The sequence below is a fragment of the Thermogymnomonas acidicola JCM 13583 genome (genome assembly GCF_001316105.1).
GTDB classification, from domain to species: Archaea; Thermoplasmatota; Thermoplasmata; order Thermoplasmatales; family Thermoplasmataceae; genus Thermogymnomonas; species Thermogymnomonas acidicola.
In genome coordinates this window covers 1-14,656 of sequence record NZ_BBCP01000002.1, presented here as the reverse complement: position 1 = coordinate 14,656, position 14,656 = coordinate 1, and the positions used below count along the sequence as shown (strand labels likewise).

Annotated in this window: 21 protein-coding genes and 1 tRNA gene; 14 read left to right on the top strand and 8 right to left on the bottom strand. The window is 55.1% G+C overall.

Annotated elements, in window-relative coordinates; translation table 11 throughout:
* Positions 1–128: 128 nt before the first annotated feature.
* The 4 genes from JCM13583_RS11820 to JCM13583_RS01905 all read right to left on the bottom strand — a co-directional run bounded on the left by JCM13583_RS11820 (position 129) and on the right by JCM13583_RS01905 (position 3,358).
* Positions 129–431: a hypothetical protein gene (locus JCM13583_RS11820; protein ID WP_162509217.1), complete on the bottom strand. Its 303-nt coding sequence runs from the start codon at positions 429–431 to the stop codon at positions 129–131.
* 249 nt (positions 432–680) lie between these two features.
* Entirely contained in the window at positions 681–923 is a 243-nt protein-coding gene (locus JCM13583_RS11815) for a hypothetical protein (RefSeq protein ID WP_162509216.1), read from the bottom strand.
* Positions 924–1,131: 208 nt separating this feature from the next.
* Complete coding sequence (locus JCM13583_RS01910) at positions 1,132–2,622, bottom strand: ATP-binding protein (protein WP_162509215.1); 1,491 nt, start codon at positions 2,620–2,622, stop codon at positions 1,132–1,134.
* A 91-nt stretch (positions 2,623–2,713) separates the two neighbouring features.
* Positions 2,714–3,358 carry a hypothetical protein gene (locus tag JCM13583_RS01905; RefSeq protein WP_162509214.1) on the bottom strand — a complete coding sequence of 215 codons (645 nt, stop codon included), beginning with the start codon at positions 3,356–3,358 and terminating at the stop codon, positions 2,714–2,716.
* A 572-nt stretch (positions 3,359–3,930) separates the two neighbouring features.
* On the opposite strand from JCM13583_RS01905, the gene JCM13583_RS01900 reads away from it, so the two are divergent.
* From JCM13583_RS01900 to JCM13583_RS13575, 9 genes are all read left to right on the top strand, one after another.
* Positions 3,931–5,178: an MFS transporter gene (locus JCM13583_RS01900; protein ID WP_075056482.1), complete on the top strand. Its 1,248-nt coding sequence runs from the start codon at positions 3,931–3,933 to the stop codon at positions 5,176–5,178.
* A 211-nt stretch (positions 5,179–5,389) separates the two neighbouring features.
* Entirely contained in the window at positions 5,390–5,731 is a 342-nt protein-coding gene (locus JCM13583_RS13585; RefSeq protein ID WP_171823353.1) for a hypothetical protein, read from the top strand.
* Entirely contained in the window at positions 5,641–6,087 is a 447-nt protein-coding gene (locus tag JCM13583_RS01895) for a hypothetical protein (protein WP_162509212.1), read from the top strand. The genes JCM13583_RS13585 and JCM13583_RS01895 overlap by 91 nt, the downstream gene beginning before the upstream one ends.
* A 14-nt stretch (positions 6,088–6,101) precedes the next feature.
* Positions 6,102–6,479, top strand: coding sequence for a hypothetical protein (locus tag JCM13583_RS01890; protein WP_075056480.1), 378 nt, complete (start codon positions 6,102–6,104; stop codon positions 6,477–6,479).
* A 986-nt stretch (positions 6,480–7,465) separates the two neighbouring features.
* Positions 7,466–8,500: a hypothetical protein gene (locus tag JCM13583_RS01885; protein ID WP_075056479.1), complete on the top strand. Its 1,035-nt coding sequence runs from the start codon at positions 7,466–7,468 to the stop codon at positions 8,498–8,500.
* A 7-nt stretch (positions 8,501–8,507) separates the two neighbouring features.
* On the top strand, positions 8,508–8,675 hold the full coding sequence (locus JCM13583_RS13580) for a hypothetical protein (RefSeq protein ID WP_171823352.1): 168 nt from the start codon (positions 8,508–8,510) through the stop codon (positions 8,673–8,675).
* A gap of 260 nt (positions 8,676–8,935) precedes the next feature.
* Positions 8,936–9,976 carry an aminotransferase class V-fold PLP-dependent enzyme gene (locus JCM13583_RS01880; RefSeq protein WP_075056478.1) on the top strand — a complete coding sequence of 347 codons (1,041 nt, stop codon included), beginning with the start codon at positions 8,936–8,938 and terminating at the stop codon, positions 9,974–9,976.
* On the top strand, positions 9,939–10,079 hold the full coding sequence (locus JCM13583_RS11810; RefSeq protein WP_171823351.1) for a hypothetical protein: 141 nt from the start codon (positions 9,939–9,941) through the stop codon (positions 10,077–10,079). The genes JCM13583_RS01880 and JCM13583_RS11810 overlap by 38 nt, the downstream gene beginning before the upstream one ends.
* Positions 10,076–10,225: a hypothetical protein gene (locus tag JCM13583_RS13575; protein ID WP_171823350.1), complete on the top strand. Its 150-nt coding sequence runs from the start codon at positions 10,076–10,078 to the stop codon at positions 10,223–10,225. The genes JCM13583_RS11810 and JCM13583_RS13575 overlap by 4 nt, the downstream gene beginning before the upstream one ends.
* A gap of 37 nt (positions 10,226–10,262) precedes the next feature.
* Here the strand turns inward: JCM13583_RS13575 and JCM13583_RS01875 are convergent, their stop codons facing one another.
* Complete coding sequence (locus JCM13583_RS01875; RefSeq protein WP_075056477.1) at positions 10,263–10,754, bottom strand: hypothetical protein; 492 nt, start codon at positions 10,752–10,754, stop codon at positions 10,263–10,265.
* Positions 10,755–10,798: 44 nt separating this feature from the next.
* Between JCM13583_RS01875 and JCM13583_RS01870 the strand changes: the two genes are divergently transcribed.
* The 5 genes from JCM13583_RS01870 to JCM13583_RS01850 all read left to right on the top strand — a co-directional run bounded on the left by JCM13583_RS01870 (position 10,799) and on the right by JCM13583_RS01850 (position 12,660).
* Entirely contained in the window at positions 10,799–11,122 is a 324-nt protein-coding gene (locus JCM13583_RS01870) for an enoyl-CoA hydratase/isomerase family protein (RefSeq protein WP_162509209.1), read from the top strand.
* On the top strand, positions 11,119–11,529 hold the full coding sequence (locus JCM13583_RS01865; RefSeq protein ID WP_171823349.1) for a hypothetical protein: 411 nt from the start codon (positions 11,119–11,121) through the stop codon (positions 11,527–11,529). Before JCM13583_RS01870 ends, JCM13583_RS01865 begins: the two co-directional genes overlap by 4 nt.
* 69 nt (positions 11,530–11,598) lie before the next feature.
* Positions 11,599–12,324: a hypothetical protein gene (locus JCM13583_RS01860; RefSeq protein WP_075056474.1), complete on the top strand. Its 726-nt coding sequence runs from the start codon at positions 11,599–11,601 to the stop codon at positions 12,322–12,324.
* The gene (locus tag JCM13583_RS01855) at positions 12,321–12,524 is read left to right on the top strand and encodes a hypothetical protein (protein WP_075056473.1); all 204 of its coding nucleotides are present in this window, start codon (positions 12,321–12,323) and stop codon (positions 12,522–12,524) included. The genes JCM13583_RS01860 and JCM13583_RS01855 overlap by 4 nt, the downstream gene beginning before the upstream one ends.
* 49 nt (positions 12,525–12,573) lie before the next feature.
* Positions 12,574–12,660: transfer RNA gene (locus JCM13583_RS01850), tRNA-Met, on the top strand.
* 999 nt (positions 12,661–13,659) lie between these two features.
* Here the strand turns inward: JCM13583_RS01850 and JCM13583_RS13570 are convergent.
* The 3 genes from JCM13583_RS13570 to JCM13583_RS01840 form a co-directional block, all read right to left on the bottom strand.
* Positions 13,660–13,818 (bottom strand): hypothetical protein, encoded by a 159-nt coding sequence (locus JCM13583_RS13570; RefSeq protein WP_171823348.1) that lies wholly within the window; start codon positions 13,816–13,818, stop codon positions 13,660–13,662.
* A gap of 12 nt (positions 13,819–13,830) precedes the next feature.
* Complete coding sequence (locus JCM13583_RS01845) at positions 13,831–14,166, bottom strand: hypothetical protein (RefSeq protein ID WP_162509207.1); 336 nt, start codon at positions 14,164–14,166, stop codon at positions 13,831–13,833.
* Positions 14,167–14,272: 106 nt separating this feature from the next.
* A complete protein-coding gene (locus JCM13583_RS01840; protein ID WP_075056471.1) occupies positions 14,273–14,506 on the bottom strand; it encodes a hypothetical protein in 234 nt (77 codons plus the stop codon).
* Positions 14,507–14,656 lie beyond the last annotated feature (150 nt).

The window sequence follows — 14,656 nt, the reverse complement described above, 5'->3', positions numbered from 1 at the left end:
AAAGTTAAGCATAAAATCACAGTATCAGTGCTGTGTTGAATAAATATATAAATAGAGTTTAGCCGGTTCTGCTAATGTTTCCCATCCCGCAGATCTTTTTCCTCCCTCTCTGACAGCTCCACCTCCCACTAGAAAACCTTTGCACCGTTCTCCTTGAGGTACTCGATAACAAGGCTGCTCTTCTCACTCGGTACAAGGATCACACCATTTGCGTATTTGATGTATCCAATCCGGTCAAGGAATCCTGGGATCCTGGAGTGGTACTTTCCGTAGTGGGATGAGTTGTTGTAGCCATATAGCTTCCTGTACAACGCAGAATATGATGCAGGGCTGACACCTTTTCCGGACCTTTCAACGGTAAAAACGATCAGTGAACCTTTGACAGTGCATAGAATGGCAACACCAATATAAATATATGACTGTATGTACACTCCTAACATACTGTGAGTTTACTTGGAATCATTTCTCTTGCCTCCAAATATTTTCTTTGTCCTGTCACTAATTTCTTTCAGAATTTTTGTTCCAATTTTGGCATCATGGAACACGTCCGTCTACGATTGCAAATGATAGCACAGGGACACCCATTAGGGACAGATTGGAGCTTTGATCATCACCTTCTCTCCTTGATCCACATTGTTCCCATATAGTCACCCTGATAATGCTCTCGAATCCTGTTGTATCTATTGCACAGTCCAGGGGCCTTCCACGGGAATAGGGAGTTCAAGCACGATCTTCCTTATTCTTCGGAATATGCTTGTACAGGATACTGTTGCTGTACCTGTGGCTTTTGCAAATATTCTTGCAAAGCTTTCAAATGGTCTGTAAGGTACATCGTATACTGCCCTTAGCCTGGCAAGGAATGTTATGAATGTATCTGGTGTCCTATCGGGATGCTTCCTCTTTCCCCCCCCGTTGCTTTCCAAGGAGGGCCTTCCAGCCCATCAAAAATGATGGATCCCTTCATTTTCTCGATCCTGCCCACTGGGCCCTCTTGTACATGTCCAACCCTCTATCTGGACCGATCCGATACCTCTCTGTGCTTCTATTGCTTATAGGTGTGATTGTCTTGCAGTGACAACGATAAATCACTCTACCTTACTTTATTGTACAGAGGAATTTTGCAACACACATCTAGCAGTAATAATTAGAAGTTTTTCTCGTAGAACTCCAGGTTTGTGAACAGGCTCCATAACGCAGTATAACTATTATTATACGGCATTCGTGAGCCAGGTACCATGGGCAGCCACCCCCCCTGAAACTGGAGCACAGGCCCACCTCATGGAATGGAGCCAGGTCGCCCAAGACACGTTGTGGATCCATCGCCATCACATATGCGGGGGGGCACTCCAGTATCCTCATGTGGTCTGTGCCGGTGACAGCCCACCGCTCCCGGTTCACGATTATGCCCCTGTCAGATCCAATCCTCTGTAATGCCCTTGCGAAGTCCTGTTTTCGGTAGGTTCCGCTCTTCACCTCCACAGGTATTGCCTTTCCCCCCCCTTCTCTCAAGACGAAGTCTATCTCGGTATCACCGCTCCTGTAGTAGAATTCAGGCTCAAGTACCGAGGCCATGGTGTTCTCCAGGATCCTCCCTTGGTCCTGGGCTCCGCTGGCCCCCCCGAGCATGGCGGTGTGGAATGCGGGCAGGTACGGGTAGGCCTTCCTCAGCTTCCTGGATGCAGCCTCCACGCCCGGCCGGTAGTTCCCGACCGTCCTTATCAGGAATGAATACTCCATGTATGAGAGGAAGTTCGACACGGTAATGCGGTTCCTCCCCCCCAGGGACGAGGCCAGCTTGTCAAGGTTCACGATCATGCCCGGGTTGAGCATGAGGACCTCGGTGAGCCTCCTCAGCAGGTCCAGGTCCCTGATACCGAACTCCTCCGGTATGTCCCTGGCCACTATCCTGTCGATGACTATGCTCCTCACGTATTCCCTTATCTTGAACCCATCGCTCTCCCCCCCCACAAGTTCAGGGAAGCCGCCCTTTTCCATGTATTCTGACAGCAGTGGTTCCAGGGCGTCGCCGGCATACCTAAGCCTATCGTAGGAAATGTCATGGCCCCCCCTGAGCCTGCAGAACTCCCTGAACGAGAGGGGGGGCTCAACCCTGACCCTCATGATCCTGCCTGCAAGAGTTTCAGAAGACCTCCTGGCCAGGTTCAGCGATGATGAGCCTGAGAGGACGAACTTGATGCCCGGGTATAGGTCGTAGTAGATCTTGACCTTGTTTTCCCAGTCCCTGGCCTTCTGCACCTCGTCGAAGAAGATGTATACGCCTCGGGCCTCGGCCAAAGGTCTCTTGAGGACCGACCTGGCGTACGATGAAATCACTGCGTCCAAATCGCCAGGGGGGGATTCGTCGAATGAAAAGTACAGTATCCTCTCGGGTTCCACACCTGACCTGAGGAGGTCATCTATGAGCTGGTGCATCATTGTGGTCTTGCCAACCCTCCTGAGGCCGTAGAAAAGGAGGATGCTCCTGTGGCCCAGCAGTTCCCTCCACTTCGCGTAGTCCTCACGCCTGAACGTCCCGGTCAGGTTTTTCCTCACTGAACCGGTTGCCCACCATTCGTTGAACCTGTACAGTGCCCTGTCGTTCATGGGATATCTCTCCCACATTAGCTTACTATAATATACGAATATATCAATTATTCGTATAGTATGATAAACGAATGAACATAAGGGCCTTCCGAACCGGAAAACTCTAGGTTCAGGGTGCAATCGCCTTCCTCAACTGCTTTACTGTGAGGCCCTCCGGAGGTCTTCCCTGGCCAGGAGGAGCAGGATGCCAGAGATGACGCCGCTGAAGAGCAGTGCCAGCACGCCCAGGCCAACACTGTCTATTTGGAGGGCAGCTACAGCGTCCCCCCTGCTCAATGTAACTCCTGATCTTCAGTGTCCTGCTAACTATATAACCGCTGATAACGGCCAGGATGATGAGCAGGCCCGGGAATATGAAGATTGCAGGACTGATAAAGGACAATCCGGCGCCTGCCACAGAAACAGAAGTTGCATAGGATACGAGGAGCACTATGGCGCCCAAAGTGAAGCCTATGAGCGCCAGTATAGCGAAGACTTCTGCTATCAGCACCATGGTGGGCGCGGCCCCCATCTCTGAGGGCCCTGACCTTGACAGGTCAGAATATGACGTGATCTCGCCGTCGCTGCCTATGGTAAGGGTAAACTTCTTCTCCTCGTTGTTGTAGATGAACGAACACCTCGCCCTCCAGGTGCCGTTCCCAAGCCTCTTGAGGTAATAGATGTTCACTCCATTCTCAGGAACACCGTAGTTACTGTGAGCCCAGTCCCTGACCCTCTGTACCACTTTCTGTGAACCGAAATCTGACAACTCCAATTACCATGTCTCTATTAGCACATTATTATAAAAACATGCTGTCACGAATTCAGCCACAATGGCAACAGGACGGGGTAGGCGGATGGTCGGTCCTGCCTGGCAGTGCCATGCGCATTCACCTGGTACCACAAGGGAAGGAAGGATATATATGGCGCATTAATAAAAACAGAATTGAAGGGTTTAGGACATCCAGACAATATTTATTATGGTAGGCAGCCGGAGGATCGGCGCTGACGCAATTCCAGGCCTATACTTCCCTGACTTGCCCTTTTACCACCCTTTAAGTTCGCACGTGGGCCCCCGTGCAGTCAACCTTGTTTGTATCCATATACGTATAAGGGATCGGAACGTGAGGAATAAAACCGTTGGGAGGAGGGCACAGGAGACGCTCTCTCTTGTGGCCATCTCACATTGGGCCATTACAGGCCAGAGAAAATCTGTGCAAGTGTTGCACACATGCCCAGGCATAACTATGGCATCGTAATCGCAGGAGGAGGTGTGCCGTTGGCAGGAACGTCGGTGTCACCCAGATACATCAGTGCTGTCTCGCTCCTGGCTATATTCGTGGACGAGTGGAACTACTTCTCGGTCCCGATGCTCTCCGCGTTCATAGAGAGGGGGGGTTTCCACCTGGGCTCCCTGGCCATGGGCCTTGTAACCTCTGCCGTCATAGGGGGGGCGCTGCCGTCGGATCGCTTGCGGGCGGTTACCTGACCGATGCCCTCGGCAGGAAGAGGGTCTTCCTCCTCAACATGGTGCTGTTCGCGGCCACGGGCATATCGACACTCTTCGTCCGGAACTTCGCCTCGCTTCTCGCCCTGAGGGCCATTACCGGGTTCCCTGTGGGCGCGGATCTCGCAAGCGGGTACGCGTTCCTCATGGAGACGATAAGGCCCGGGAGGAGGGAGGTCACTGGCACAATGAACACCCTCATGGCATCATTCGCCATCCTCTCGGTCAACACCATTGCACTCCTCATGATGCTTACATGGCCCGCCTCTGCCATGGACTGGAGGGTGCCAATGGCCCTGTCGGCGCTCCCCGCCCTGGCCGGTGCCATCATGGTGCTCAGGGTGCCGGAGACGGGCCAGTGGCGGGAGAGGATGGAGGAGAGGGTTACCTTCAGGGCCATGTTCAGGTCGATCTTCTCCGACCAGACCAGGAGGAGGGCGTCGGTGTTTTCCTGGATATCCGGGGCCGCAAGCACGCTTGAGGTGGGGACATTCGCCTTCTTCATACCGGTGATCGTCTCCGGGCTTGGCATAACGGGCCCCCCCATAGGTTCCAGGGAGGTGACCATAGCCATATACTCCTTCGGCGTCCCCCCCGCAGGCATAGCGGGCCCGCTGTTGCTCCCGCGCCTCGGCCTCAGGAAGGTCAGCACGGTCGGGTACGCCTCGACCATAGTGTCACTTGTGGGTGCGGGCCTGTCGCTCGTCCTCAGGCAGTACCTCCTGGTGCCCCCCCTGTTCGCGCTCCTCTTCGTCTGGGGGGGCAACCACTGGAACAGCCAGCCCACACTCACATCGCAGTCCATGGTGGCGGACACGGGCTACAGGGGGGGAAAGGCCACGGGCTTCAGCAACTTCATATCGCTGCTCCCCACCTTCGTGACGGTGAGCCTCTTCCAGGGCTTCGTGCACTCTGTTGGCCTTGGGTTAGCCACGCTCGCCGTTTCCCTGGCACCCGCAGCCGGCCTCCTCTCATCTGTCCTGGTCTTCAGGGAAATATATGGCTACAGCAGGGACCTTGTGGGGGGGTCTCGGCTGCCGGGGGGGCCAGAGGAGGGGGGGGCTGCCAGGCTGGAGCCTGCTGATTGAGCGCAGTGGGCGGCAGGTGCCCGGACTCTGCCGGGGGGGCCCTCGGCGCACCCGGGGGGGCCAGGGACGCCTCAAGGTGCATACCTCTCCCTGTTTCTGTAACTGCAAGTGGAGACCTTTATATGAGTTGCGCCGCTGACAGTGTATGAATTACTACAGTCACTATGAGAAATACCTCTTTCTGAAAAGACATTTTCAGAAGAAACATGTTGTGAATATATGCGGCCATGAAGGGCTGGGCAAGAGCACGCTGGCCAGGTACCTCTCTAGGGACGGGACAGCGTTTGTGAGCCTCTATGGGTCGTACGGCGAGATGAGGGAGAGGATAGGTGAATGCGTATCCATAGTTAGCCGGATGGGGGGGAAGGCAGCCCCCGGTGCCCTTGTGGTGGACAACTGCGAGCTGCCCTGGGGGGGTTCAGGCCTGACGCTTGAGCCGGTGTTCCAGGCATGGTCGGGGGGGTGCCGGACGACTCTGGTGCCCTCCTGGTCCTCGTGTGGAACGACGCACAGGCGATGGAGAGGCACTCGATCCCCGGGTCTGAGAGGGTAAGGGTCACTGGCATGAGTTTCGCGGACTTCTCGAGGAGCTTCCCACACCTATCTCCGGCCGAGAGGGTAGAGAACTTCGCGGCCTTCGGCGGCATGCCGGTTGCCCTTAACTGGGTGCGGCAGAGGGATGCCCTCTCGAATGTCCTCTCCCTCATTGAGCAGGACGGTTACGCACTGCACTTCCCCACCGATCTTATGGCCAGGCACACGAGGGAATACACCAGGTACCTGGACATCATGCGGGCGGTCGCATCCGGTTTCCGGACACACTCAGCCATATCTGAGTTCACAGGCATCCCCCCCGCAAGGGAGCTCTCCAGGTACCTATCCTTCCTAACTGAGGGCATGGCATCCTGAGGAAGGAGTATCCCGTGACCCTGGAGAACAGGCACATGTCCGCCAGGTACTCATTCAACGACCTGTACATGCTGTTCTGGTCCAGGTTCCTGAGGGATGCGGAGTCCATGGACAGGGAGGAGGTGTTCGCCCGCATCAGTGAGGGATTCACGAAGCATGTTTCATCGGCCTTTGCGGACATTGCCCTGGAACACTACCGCATCAGCCTGCTGCACGGGAGGTATTCGCAGGCAGGGCAGTACTGGGACAGGGAGAGCAGTTTCGGTGTCGTCCTGGATGAGGAAACGCTGACTGCTCATTTCATACACGCACAGTGGGAGGGGGGGCGGGTGAAGAAGGGCGCCCTCACGGCTGGTGCGCCAGGCGGCAAACCTTCACTGGCACAACGGTGACAGGAACGAGGTGTTTGTGATTTACACGAAGGAGGGCTGCGACTTCAGCACCCAGGACGCGAAAATAGTGCACGTTGCCGATATGTAGGCAGATTAGGTGTAACAGGCGGACGGTGGCCCTTCAGGCGCCCTGCCAGGAGAGTGGCCGCTCCCATTCAAACATATAGTATATACGAACGTACAGAAATTTATAGAAACTTTGAATTGACAATAATCTATAAATTTATGATAAATTATTTCAATTAATTGAATTAAGCTGATAATACGATAAGAATACTTAAAAAATTCAATATTATAGTTATTTTAATCGAGTTGTAAATATAGTTATAATAATTCTATGAGAAATATTAATTGATTTTAACCATCAAAGATAACAGTACAACTATAGTTCCAAATTCCCTGGTGCAGGGGGGGAAGGGAGCAAAACAGGGGAAAACCCGCAAACCAAATGGGGGGGCCAGGAATTGCTCTCCGGGCCAGAAAAAAAGGGGGGGCTGCGCTCAGTACGGGATACGCGTAGGGAAGGATCGGAATCCCGGGATCTCCAGCGATCGTGTCCGGCACGGGCGGGTACAGTCTTAACGCTCGCTGTTTCCAGGTGACCCTATGGGTGCAGGACCATGATGTTGCAGCTGTCCCGAGCACTGGCGTCTTACAGTTGACTGGCCGGGCCTGGCCAATAGGTCACAGCGCTGCGCAAGTGCAACCACGGTGGAAACGCCTGAGGTCGGTGCCCGCGTGCCGTCCGCCTGAACGTGGCCCGGCATCTCTCCGTGGCACCTTCTTTGACCCATCCCCTTTATCCCTGGACCGCCCTGCCTTTTGTCGCATCAGTTCCCTGGGCAGGAAGAGGGCAGCACCCGTTGGACGGTGCAGGTCAGGAGTGCGCACTGATGAACAAAGTTAATATTTTATGGGAAAGTATATTATTAATTTATTAATATGCGAATACGAAAATTTATTATCAAAGAGCGTTAGCAGTTAGCATGAAGTCATCGGCTGTGGCCATCGTGGTGGCCGTGGTTGTTGTTGTCGCCGCTGTCGGGGTTTACGTTTACGTCTACCATGGCAAGCTGCCATCCACATCACCTGCGAAGCCCGAGACAGCCCCGGGTATGCTGGTTGTGCCGGGGGGGAGCGAGGTGAACAGGTCGATAGGCGGCTCATGGTATGAGGTTATGAACCTGACTGTGGGAGCGAATAACGTGAGTCAGTTCCAGAGGATGTATGAATACGTTTCCAACGGTTCATCGCCGCCCCTGATAGGCATGAGCAGCGTGCCCGGTAACATAACGGAGATGCAGGCTGCAGTGTTCGTGAACACGAATATGAGCAACCTCATCTCAGGTTTCCTGCATTTCAGGAACTCATCCTCGATCCTGTCCTTCAACACCACCGTGTTCGGCAACCTGAGCAGGCTCGGGAAGGCCAACGTGTCATATGGGGGGGTGAACGACTCTTACTTCTACGTGTTCGGCTGGAACAGGACTTCGACCGGCTACGTGGAGGCACTGTATGCAATATACGGCCAGTTCTTCATGTTCGAGTTCTACAACTCAACACAGTTCAGGTCATCGGGCAGCTTCCTGCAGATCGCCTCCTACCAGGTCTCCATATTCAGGTCGTACAACCTGAGTGCCCTGACGCCTCCGGGTGCCCTCACGGACAGTGACCTCATGTCTGATACGGGACAGAGCTGGGCCAGCGACTTCAACGTCTCTTTCAGCATTGCGCTGCAGGGCCCTGGTCTGAAGGACATCAGGAATGCACTCCAGAACTCCTCGTATAACGCCACATACCAGGACTACAGGAACTTCAGCCTCATACACGGGTTCGGCGTGTCCGGGTACACGACAAGCACCTCACTGCTCCTCCTGGGATATGTTGCACTGAACAACACGAGCCTTGCCGACAGGGCCTATTCATCGATCCAGGCTTCCGCGAACAGCACGGGGGAACGCCACCAACCTGACATCCGGGCAGGCGCAGTACTTCTATGTGATGCAGCAGGGAGGGCATAACAGCACGGTGGTAGTGGGACACGTGGGCCAGTACCTCTTCATAATGCTCTATGGCGGCACCAGGCTGAGCAGCCAGCAGATTGCCGCGCTGGTGGCATCGGAGTCCAGTGCCTGGCCTGACAAGCCTGGAGGGGGGGGGGCAGGGTATCCGGGTGCCTCCCCAGGTATTCTTTAATGAAACTGCGAATCGGTAGAGTTGTTTGTGGGCCTGTGCCCCCTTTTTGAATGCATTTAATCGGTATTCCCGCAGCGTTGCCAGGTTTCAGGTGGGCCAGGGGCTGCCCTGGTGCAGGTGTTTTTTCGATGCCCATCCCCCCCTAGCTGCACGTGGTCGCTTTGCACCTGGGTGGCGGGCCCCCCCCTGGCGTCCAGAACGAGAGCCCGGTGGGCATGTGGCACCGGAGCCCATTAATACAGCATCTGCCATGTCATGCCATGCAGAGGCAGGACACAGATTTCCCGGTGGCGGAAGTGAGGAGCAGGTTCCCTTACGCCGAGAGGGACTTCACCGGGAGGAAGAGGGCCTTCCTGGACAACGGCGCGGGCAGCCTTGTCCTGGACACGGCGGCAAGGGCGGAGATGGAGGCCAGGCTCAGGTTCAGCGCGAACACGGACGGAGGCTACGATGAGAGCGTGGCGAACGAGAACACGATAGCAGAGGGCAGGGAGCACATAGCGATGCTGTTCAACGCCCCCCCGTCTGGCAGGCATGTCTTCAGCGGTGAGTCTGCATCTTCCATGATATTCCGGTTCGCCTATGCACTGCGCAACCACAAGGGGGGGAGGGATGCGAACATAGTCACGACCATGTCGGAGCACCTCGCCAACTACGCACCCTACATTCAGCTAAAAAGGGACGGCTTCGTGTCAGAGGTGAGGGCCGTCCCCCCCCTGCACAGGGAGGACGGCACGATCGACATGGACTCGCTGGCCTCCATGGCCGACCACAGGACCAGGATAGTTGCGGTAACTGCGGAGAGCAACCTGCTGGGCAACAAGAGCGACCTGCAGGCGGCATCGAGGATTGCGCACGAGAACGACGCCATACTCCTGGTCGACGGGGGGGTCCACTACATGCCGCAGGCGCTTTGCGATGTCCAGGCCATAGGCTGCGACTTCTTCGTCTTCTCCTCATACAAGATGTTCGGGCCCAGGGGGGGCGCATTCGCCTACATGAGCGAGGATGCAGTGTCCCTCATCGACCCATTCCACGTTGACAGGGAGGCCTCAAGGGGGGGACCACTCGTTTTTCGAGACTGGCACCAGGGACCAGGCTTACTTCGCGGCCATGTCGGAGGTCGTCAGGTACATAGCCGGGCTCTCCGGCAGGAACAGTGTGGACAGGAACGCTGTAAGGGAAGGGATGGCCAGGATAGAGGGGTACCAGGATACCATGACAAAGTGGTTGCTCGGTGGCCTGGAGGACCAGGAAGGCCTGGTGTCCATAAAGGGTGTCGAACTCTACGGGATAGCTGACGTGGCGAGGTACAGGGAGAGGGGGGTACGACGTTCTCATTCAGTTTCACAGGCATACCGGACAGCGAGGCGCAGGTCACCTACTGGAAGAAGCATGCCATGACGGTGATAGGCGGTAGCCACTGGAACATGGCGCAGGACTTCTACGGGAAGCAGTCGTTCCTGAGGGCAACGTTCCTGCACTACAACTCGCCGGACGAAGTTAAGGCCTTCCTGCACGCCACGGAGGAGATTGCCAGGAGCCGTTAGGCTATGTAGCCCAGGTCCTCGGTGCTGAACCTTGGCACTATGACCAGAGGCGCTCCATGTACGGGTGTGGCTCCATGAGCTGTGGGTAGACGGACCACAGGTCCTGTGAACTGATCCTTGCGGCCCTGCTCCTGTCTCCCATGGTTTCCCTTATTATCTGTTCCGTTATCTTCCTCGTTGCCAGCTCGTCGGTGAAACCGAGAGAGTGAACGTATTCATGCATCAGGACAACGAGCACGTAGTCCCTGAGCTCCCCACGATCCTTCACGGTTTCACCGAGCTTCCTCAGCAGGGCACCGTTGAGGACAAGGTAGTTCCCACCGACCTCCCAGAAGGCGGCGATCCTGGGATCGAACTCGCCTATGGCCAGGCCCAGGCCTGAGCGTTCTTTCCCTATTACAGACTTCACGAGCCTCCTGACCTGCGAGAATATGGCATCGTAGTCAATGTCTGGGTATTCCAGTGGCCCGGGAATCCAGTTCGCACCTTCCGGTCCTGGCCCTGGGGGGGATGGATAGAACATGAACACAGGGTTACAGTGGGAACTGATATTTAAGTGTGCACCATCCCACCATGGTGATTGTACTGCCTCTGATAGAGATCAAGGAAGAGGGCCCGGCGATGGTGGTGAGGATGAACAGGCCAGAGAAGCTGAATGCACTAAACGGTGAGATGTGGGCCTCAATGGCTGATGCCGTTTCAAGGGCCGAGGAAAGGGGGGGACTGGCCGGCATGGTGTTCACAGGCACTGGCAGGGCATTCTCCGCCGGGGGGGACGACATATCCTCCATGTACGGGCTGGACAGCGAGGAGAAATCGGTAGCCTTCTTCTCCCTGATATCCACGTTCTTCAGGAGGATCGCCTCCACACCCCCCTCGCTGTGGCTTGTGCAGTGAACGGCCTTGCATACGGAGGGGGCTGCGAGATGCTCCTGCTCTCCGACTTCAACTCCTCAGTGCCGGGTGCGAGGTTCGCACTCCCGGAGGTTAAGATAGGCCTGATCTCACCCATCGGCTGCATATTCGCCGGGCAGGACAGGAGGCTCAGGAAGTACATACTCACCGGCAGGGAGTTTGGTGTGGAGGAAGCGCAGGGGGGGCTGGGCATCATAGATTCGGTCTCCTCCGACCCGCTGGCAGAGTGCCTCTCCTTCGTGTCCGCGGTTTCCGGGTCACCTGCCCCGGCAGGAGGAGCGCGAGGTCAAGGTTCATGGGACTGCAGGATGCAGTGCACAGGAACGTCATGGAGCTGGCTAGGCTCAGCGTCAGCGGAGAGGCGAAGGCGGCCTTCCGCGCCTTCCTAGAGAGGTGAAGGAAACCGCAGGGCAAGAGGGGGGGCAAAGAAGTTATAATCCCTTGCACATGGAAAGAAGATGCTAGTCAGGGACATCGACAGGGCGCTCGACGTGCGGGTCGTTGTCCGGGTGAAGCAGGACACCGAACTGATGCGCATGGCGGCAGAGCTGAGGATGAAGCTGCCCGTTTTCATATACAGCAGGTCGGGGCAGCTCTGGATGTCCACATACGTGAGGAAACAGGACCTGGACAGCAGGCTCTCAATGGCCCTGAGGCGCATGGACTGCAGGGAGACCAGGGACGCCTACGTGGTAGATGAGAGGATAAACAACGTGGAGCAGATGTCTGTGGTGCAGAAGCTGCTTGAGGTGCCGTCTTTTGCAATGAACCGTTCCGACAGCATGAACGGGTATGTGAACATATACGCCAGGTTCCACCACAGCCACATCAACCTGGTCTCCGAGGAGCTTGTGAAGTTCGCCGGCGAGGACAAGGTGGTACTTGACTGGCTGGGGGGGCCAAGCCCAGGGATAACGAGGATAATGGACAGGATAAACCAGGAGTACAGGGTCACGCTGGTGAGCTACAGGGTCCCTGGTGGTGATGAGCTACCGGTGCTCACGGGCAACCTGGGCGAGGTGGAACTGCTTGCTGAGACCAAGAGCAGCGTCGCGATGCCGATGGGTTCCAGGTTATACTCTATTCCAGCAGGCCCATTTCAGGCGGTAAGGGCCTTGAGGAGATCGACGGCAGCACCGGCCTTTACCACGCCTACTTCAGGCACAGGCTCCTGGCGGAAATGAGGAGGCAATCGAACGAGATGCACATAATGAGGATCGTGCACTTCATCAGGCCAGTTGGCAGCGAACTCGAGGTCAACGTCTTCCTGCCGGAGAGCGAGGCCCATGACTACCTGAAGGTGGTTGCTGGCAGCGCTGTGGAGGGCAGGGTAACCCTCCTAAGGTACATGCAGTACGAGAGCGGTGTCTGGGACCTCCTCTGAACTGCGAAAGGTTTAATTCACGCTCAGCTTTACTCCTCACGCCTGCCGGGGGGGTAGCTCAGTTGGTAGAGCGCCGGACTCATAAGACACGCTCTGAGAAATCCGGAGGCCTTGGGTTCAATCCCCAATCCCGGCATACGTTTGAAAATTCCTTGCTTTTATGATTCTGCTTTTAATATTTGTTTGCTTTTATATAATACCATGCATCATGATTTGTGGTAGCCTTGGATCCCGCAACGCTTCCCTGGCCTAACCTCCTTTCGGTAAGTCTGGATAGGAAATCCATGATGGTTTTCCCGCGCTTCCTTAGGTCAGGAAAGGTGCTGCAGACAATGAGGTCACGTGGATTTTCAGTGCACTCCTGATCCCGGTGCTATCGATATCCTTGATCGAACTGGTAGTCCCCCCCTCCTGATCGTCAGAACACCGGCCCGGTGCCTCCATGATGAATAGAGGGGGCAAGTTTCAACTCTATTTCGTCAGGCTGGAAAGGCATGTCTAGTTCCAGTGCTCCGTTTTTATCCCCCCCAAGGGTTCTGTATGTGTCTTGGATTGATCCTCAATTCTCGGGGCGAAACTTATCGCCTGCACCTCTCGAATAGCACGAAGAGGTGTTCCAACCGTTCCTTGTGGGAACGCATGGGATCGGACGTTTCGTACCTCCAGGTAATCAGGTCGACAACAAGGACGCAAATCCACGTCGAGATCTCTTGTGAGGTATTCATCGATCCTTCTGCGTAACTGCCCGGCTTTCGTTTCTAACATGGCCAGGTACGTGTCCGTCCTGTGCCCGTCTCAGCAATAAGGTGGATAGGCCTAATGGTCAGGGTACAGGTACAGCCTTCCCTTTCCTATCTTTGTCAACTCACTGGCGTTGCCCTGCCAAATCAAGTACTTCTCTACTCGCTGCACTTCTCGGGCAGAAAGGCCTTTGATGCGGGCCGTCCCTGTTGCAGTCCTCGGTTGGCTAAGCGACAATAGAACGGTACTTTTCGGGGCGTTCTCCTGCGTTAATCTTTCAACGGAGTCTCTAATTGTGGCCTTCGCGGTTCAATCTCTAAGCATAATCAATCTTAACGACGTTATACTGAATGTTACCAACCCAGTGGTAAGGCTCCAGCAATGATAGACATGTTTATTTGTAAGATAAGAACCCATTGTATTTCTCATCCATGATCCTGAAGAGTTCGTCCAGTCCTACAAGCCTAAACCCGTCATCCAGCATGGGCACATATACTCCCATTCTGGGCAGTGCCTTCAGTCTGTTTACAACGCTCTCGATGTCCAGTATCAACGGCAGGGGGCCTCATGACAGCCTTATCTCCTTTGGGTATAGTCCGTAATACTTCGTAAGATCGTAGATTTCTTCGCTGGGTGTCCTACCGCGTGAAGTCTTGGCATCGTATACTATGTTATTGTGTGCATCATATACATCGGGTTTCATTCTACTGAAGGATACCTCCACGTATATTTCGTTCGGCTTGAGCTTCACAGATTCTAAGAAATACCTTACGGCAGTCGCCTTGAGCCGCCTGTGCTCCATACCCACCTCTTCCGGATCGGGCACATCCAGTTGCGGGAACCTTTCATTAAACCACTCCCAGGATTCGTGGAGCATTTCCTCAAACGGCTTTATGGACACTGCTAAAGGACAGTAATCCCCAAACGTCTAGGTTCGGCCATCGGATGATGCAAACGATATGGCATTCAAGAGTGCAAGCATCTCCTTGGATGCTGTAAACTTGGCCTCAACCCCCCCCTCTCCCTGCAACCTCAGGAATGATCTGGTCGTAAATATCTGATGGGATGATTACCACCGAATAGTTGTAACCGACAATGCCTTTGATGGACTCTCTGATACTCCTGATTATGTCATCGTCAGAACTGGAGAGGTTAGGATCGAAAACATAAATTCCCATGTTGGTGCCGGCCTGCCCGCTGGCCGCATGCAGAATGCAGCTTCCGTCCTTCATTTCCGTCACCGTCCATCCTTCCTCGTCCTGATAACCTGCAGTGCCATTGCTGTCTGACCATGGTTTCTGACCGCCCTCCGAAAGATGGTAATGGCAGTTTAAGCGAGCTCGCAATGGACGGGAACTGCGTTAGAAGGGCCGGACCAGGAAGAAATCGGG

What these genes read in the sequence shown, in the direction of transcription:
- JCM13583_RS01855 (WP_075056473.1), top strand. Translation starts at nt 12,321, where the DNA reads ATGAGGAGGCAATCGAACGAGATGCACATAATGAGGATCGTGCACTTC.
- JCM13583_RS01910 (WP_162509215.1), bottom strand. Translation starts at nt 2,622, where the DNA reads ATGTGGGAGAGATATCCCATGAACGACAGGGCACTGTACAGGTTCAAC.
- JCM13583_RS01870 (WP_162509209.1), top strand. Translation starts at nt 10,799, where the DNA reads ATGGTGATTGTACTGCCTCTGATAGAGATCAAGGAAGAGGGCCCGGCG.
- JCM13583_RS01885 (WP_075056479.1), top strand. Translation starts at nt 7,466, where the DNA reads ATGAAGTCATCGGCTGTGGCCATCGTGGTGGCCGTGGTTGTTGTTGTC.
- JCM13583_RS13575 (WP_171823350.1), top strand. Translation starts at nt 10,076, where the DNA reads ATGACGGTGATAGGCGGTAGCCACTGGAACATGGCGCAGGACTTCTAC.
- JCM13583_RS01860 (WP_075056474.1), top strand. Translation starts at nt 11,599, where the DNA reads ATGCTAGTCAGGGACATCGACAGGGCGCTCGACGTGCGGGTCGTTGTC.
- JCM13583_RS01880 (WP_075056478.1), top strand. Translation starts at nt 8,936, where the DNA reads ATGCAGAGGCAGGACACAGATTTCCCGGTGGCGGAAGTGAGGAGCAGG.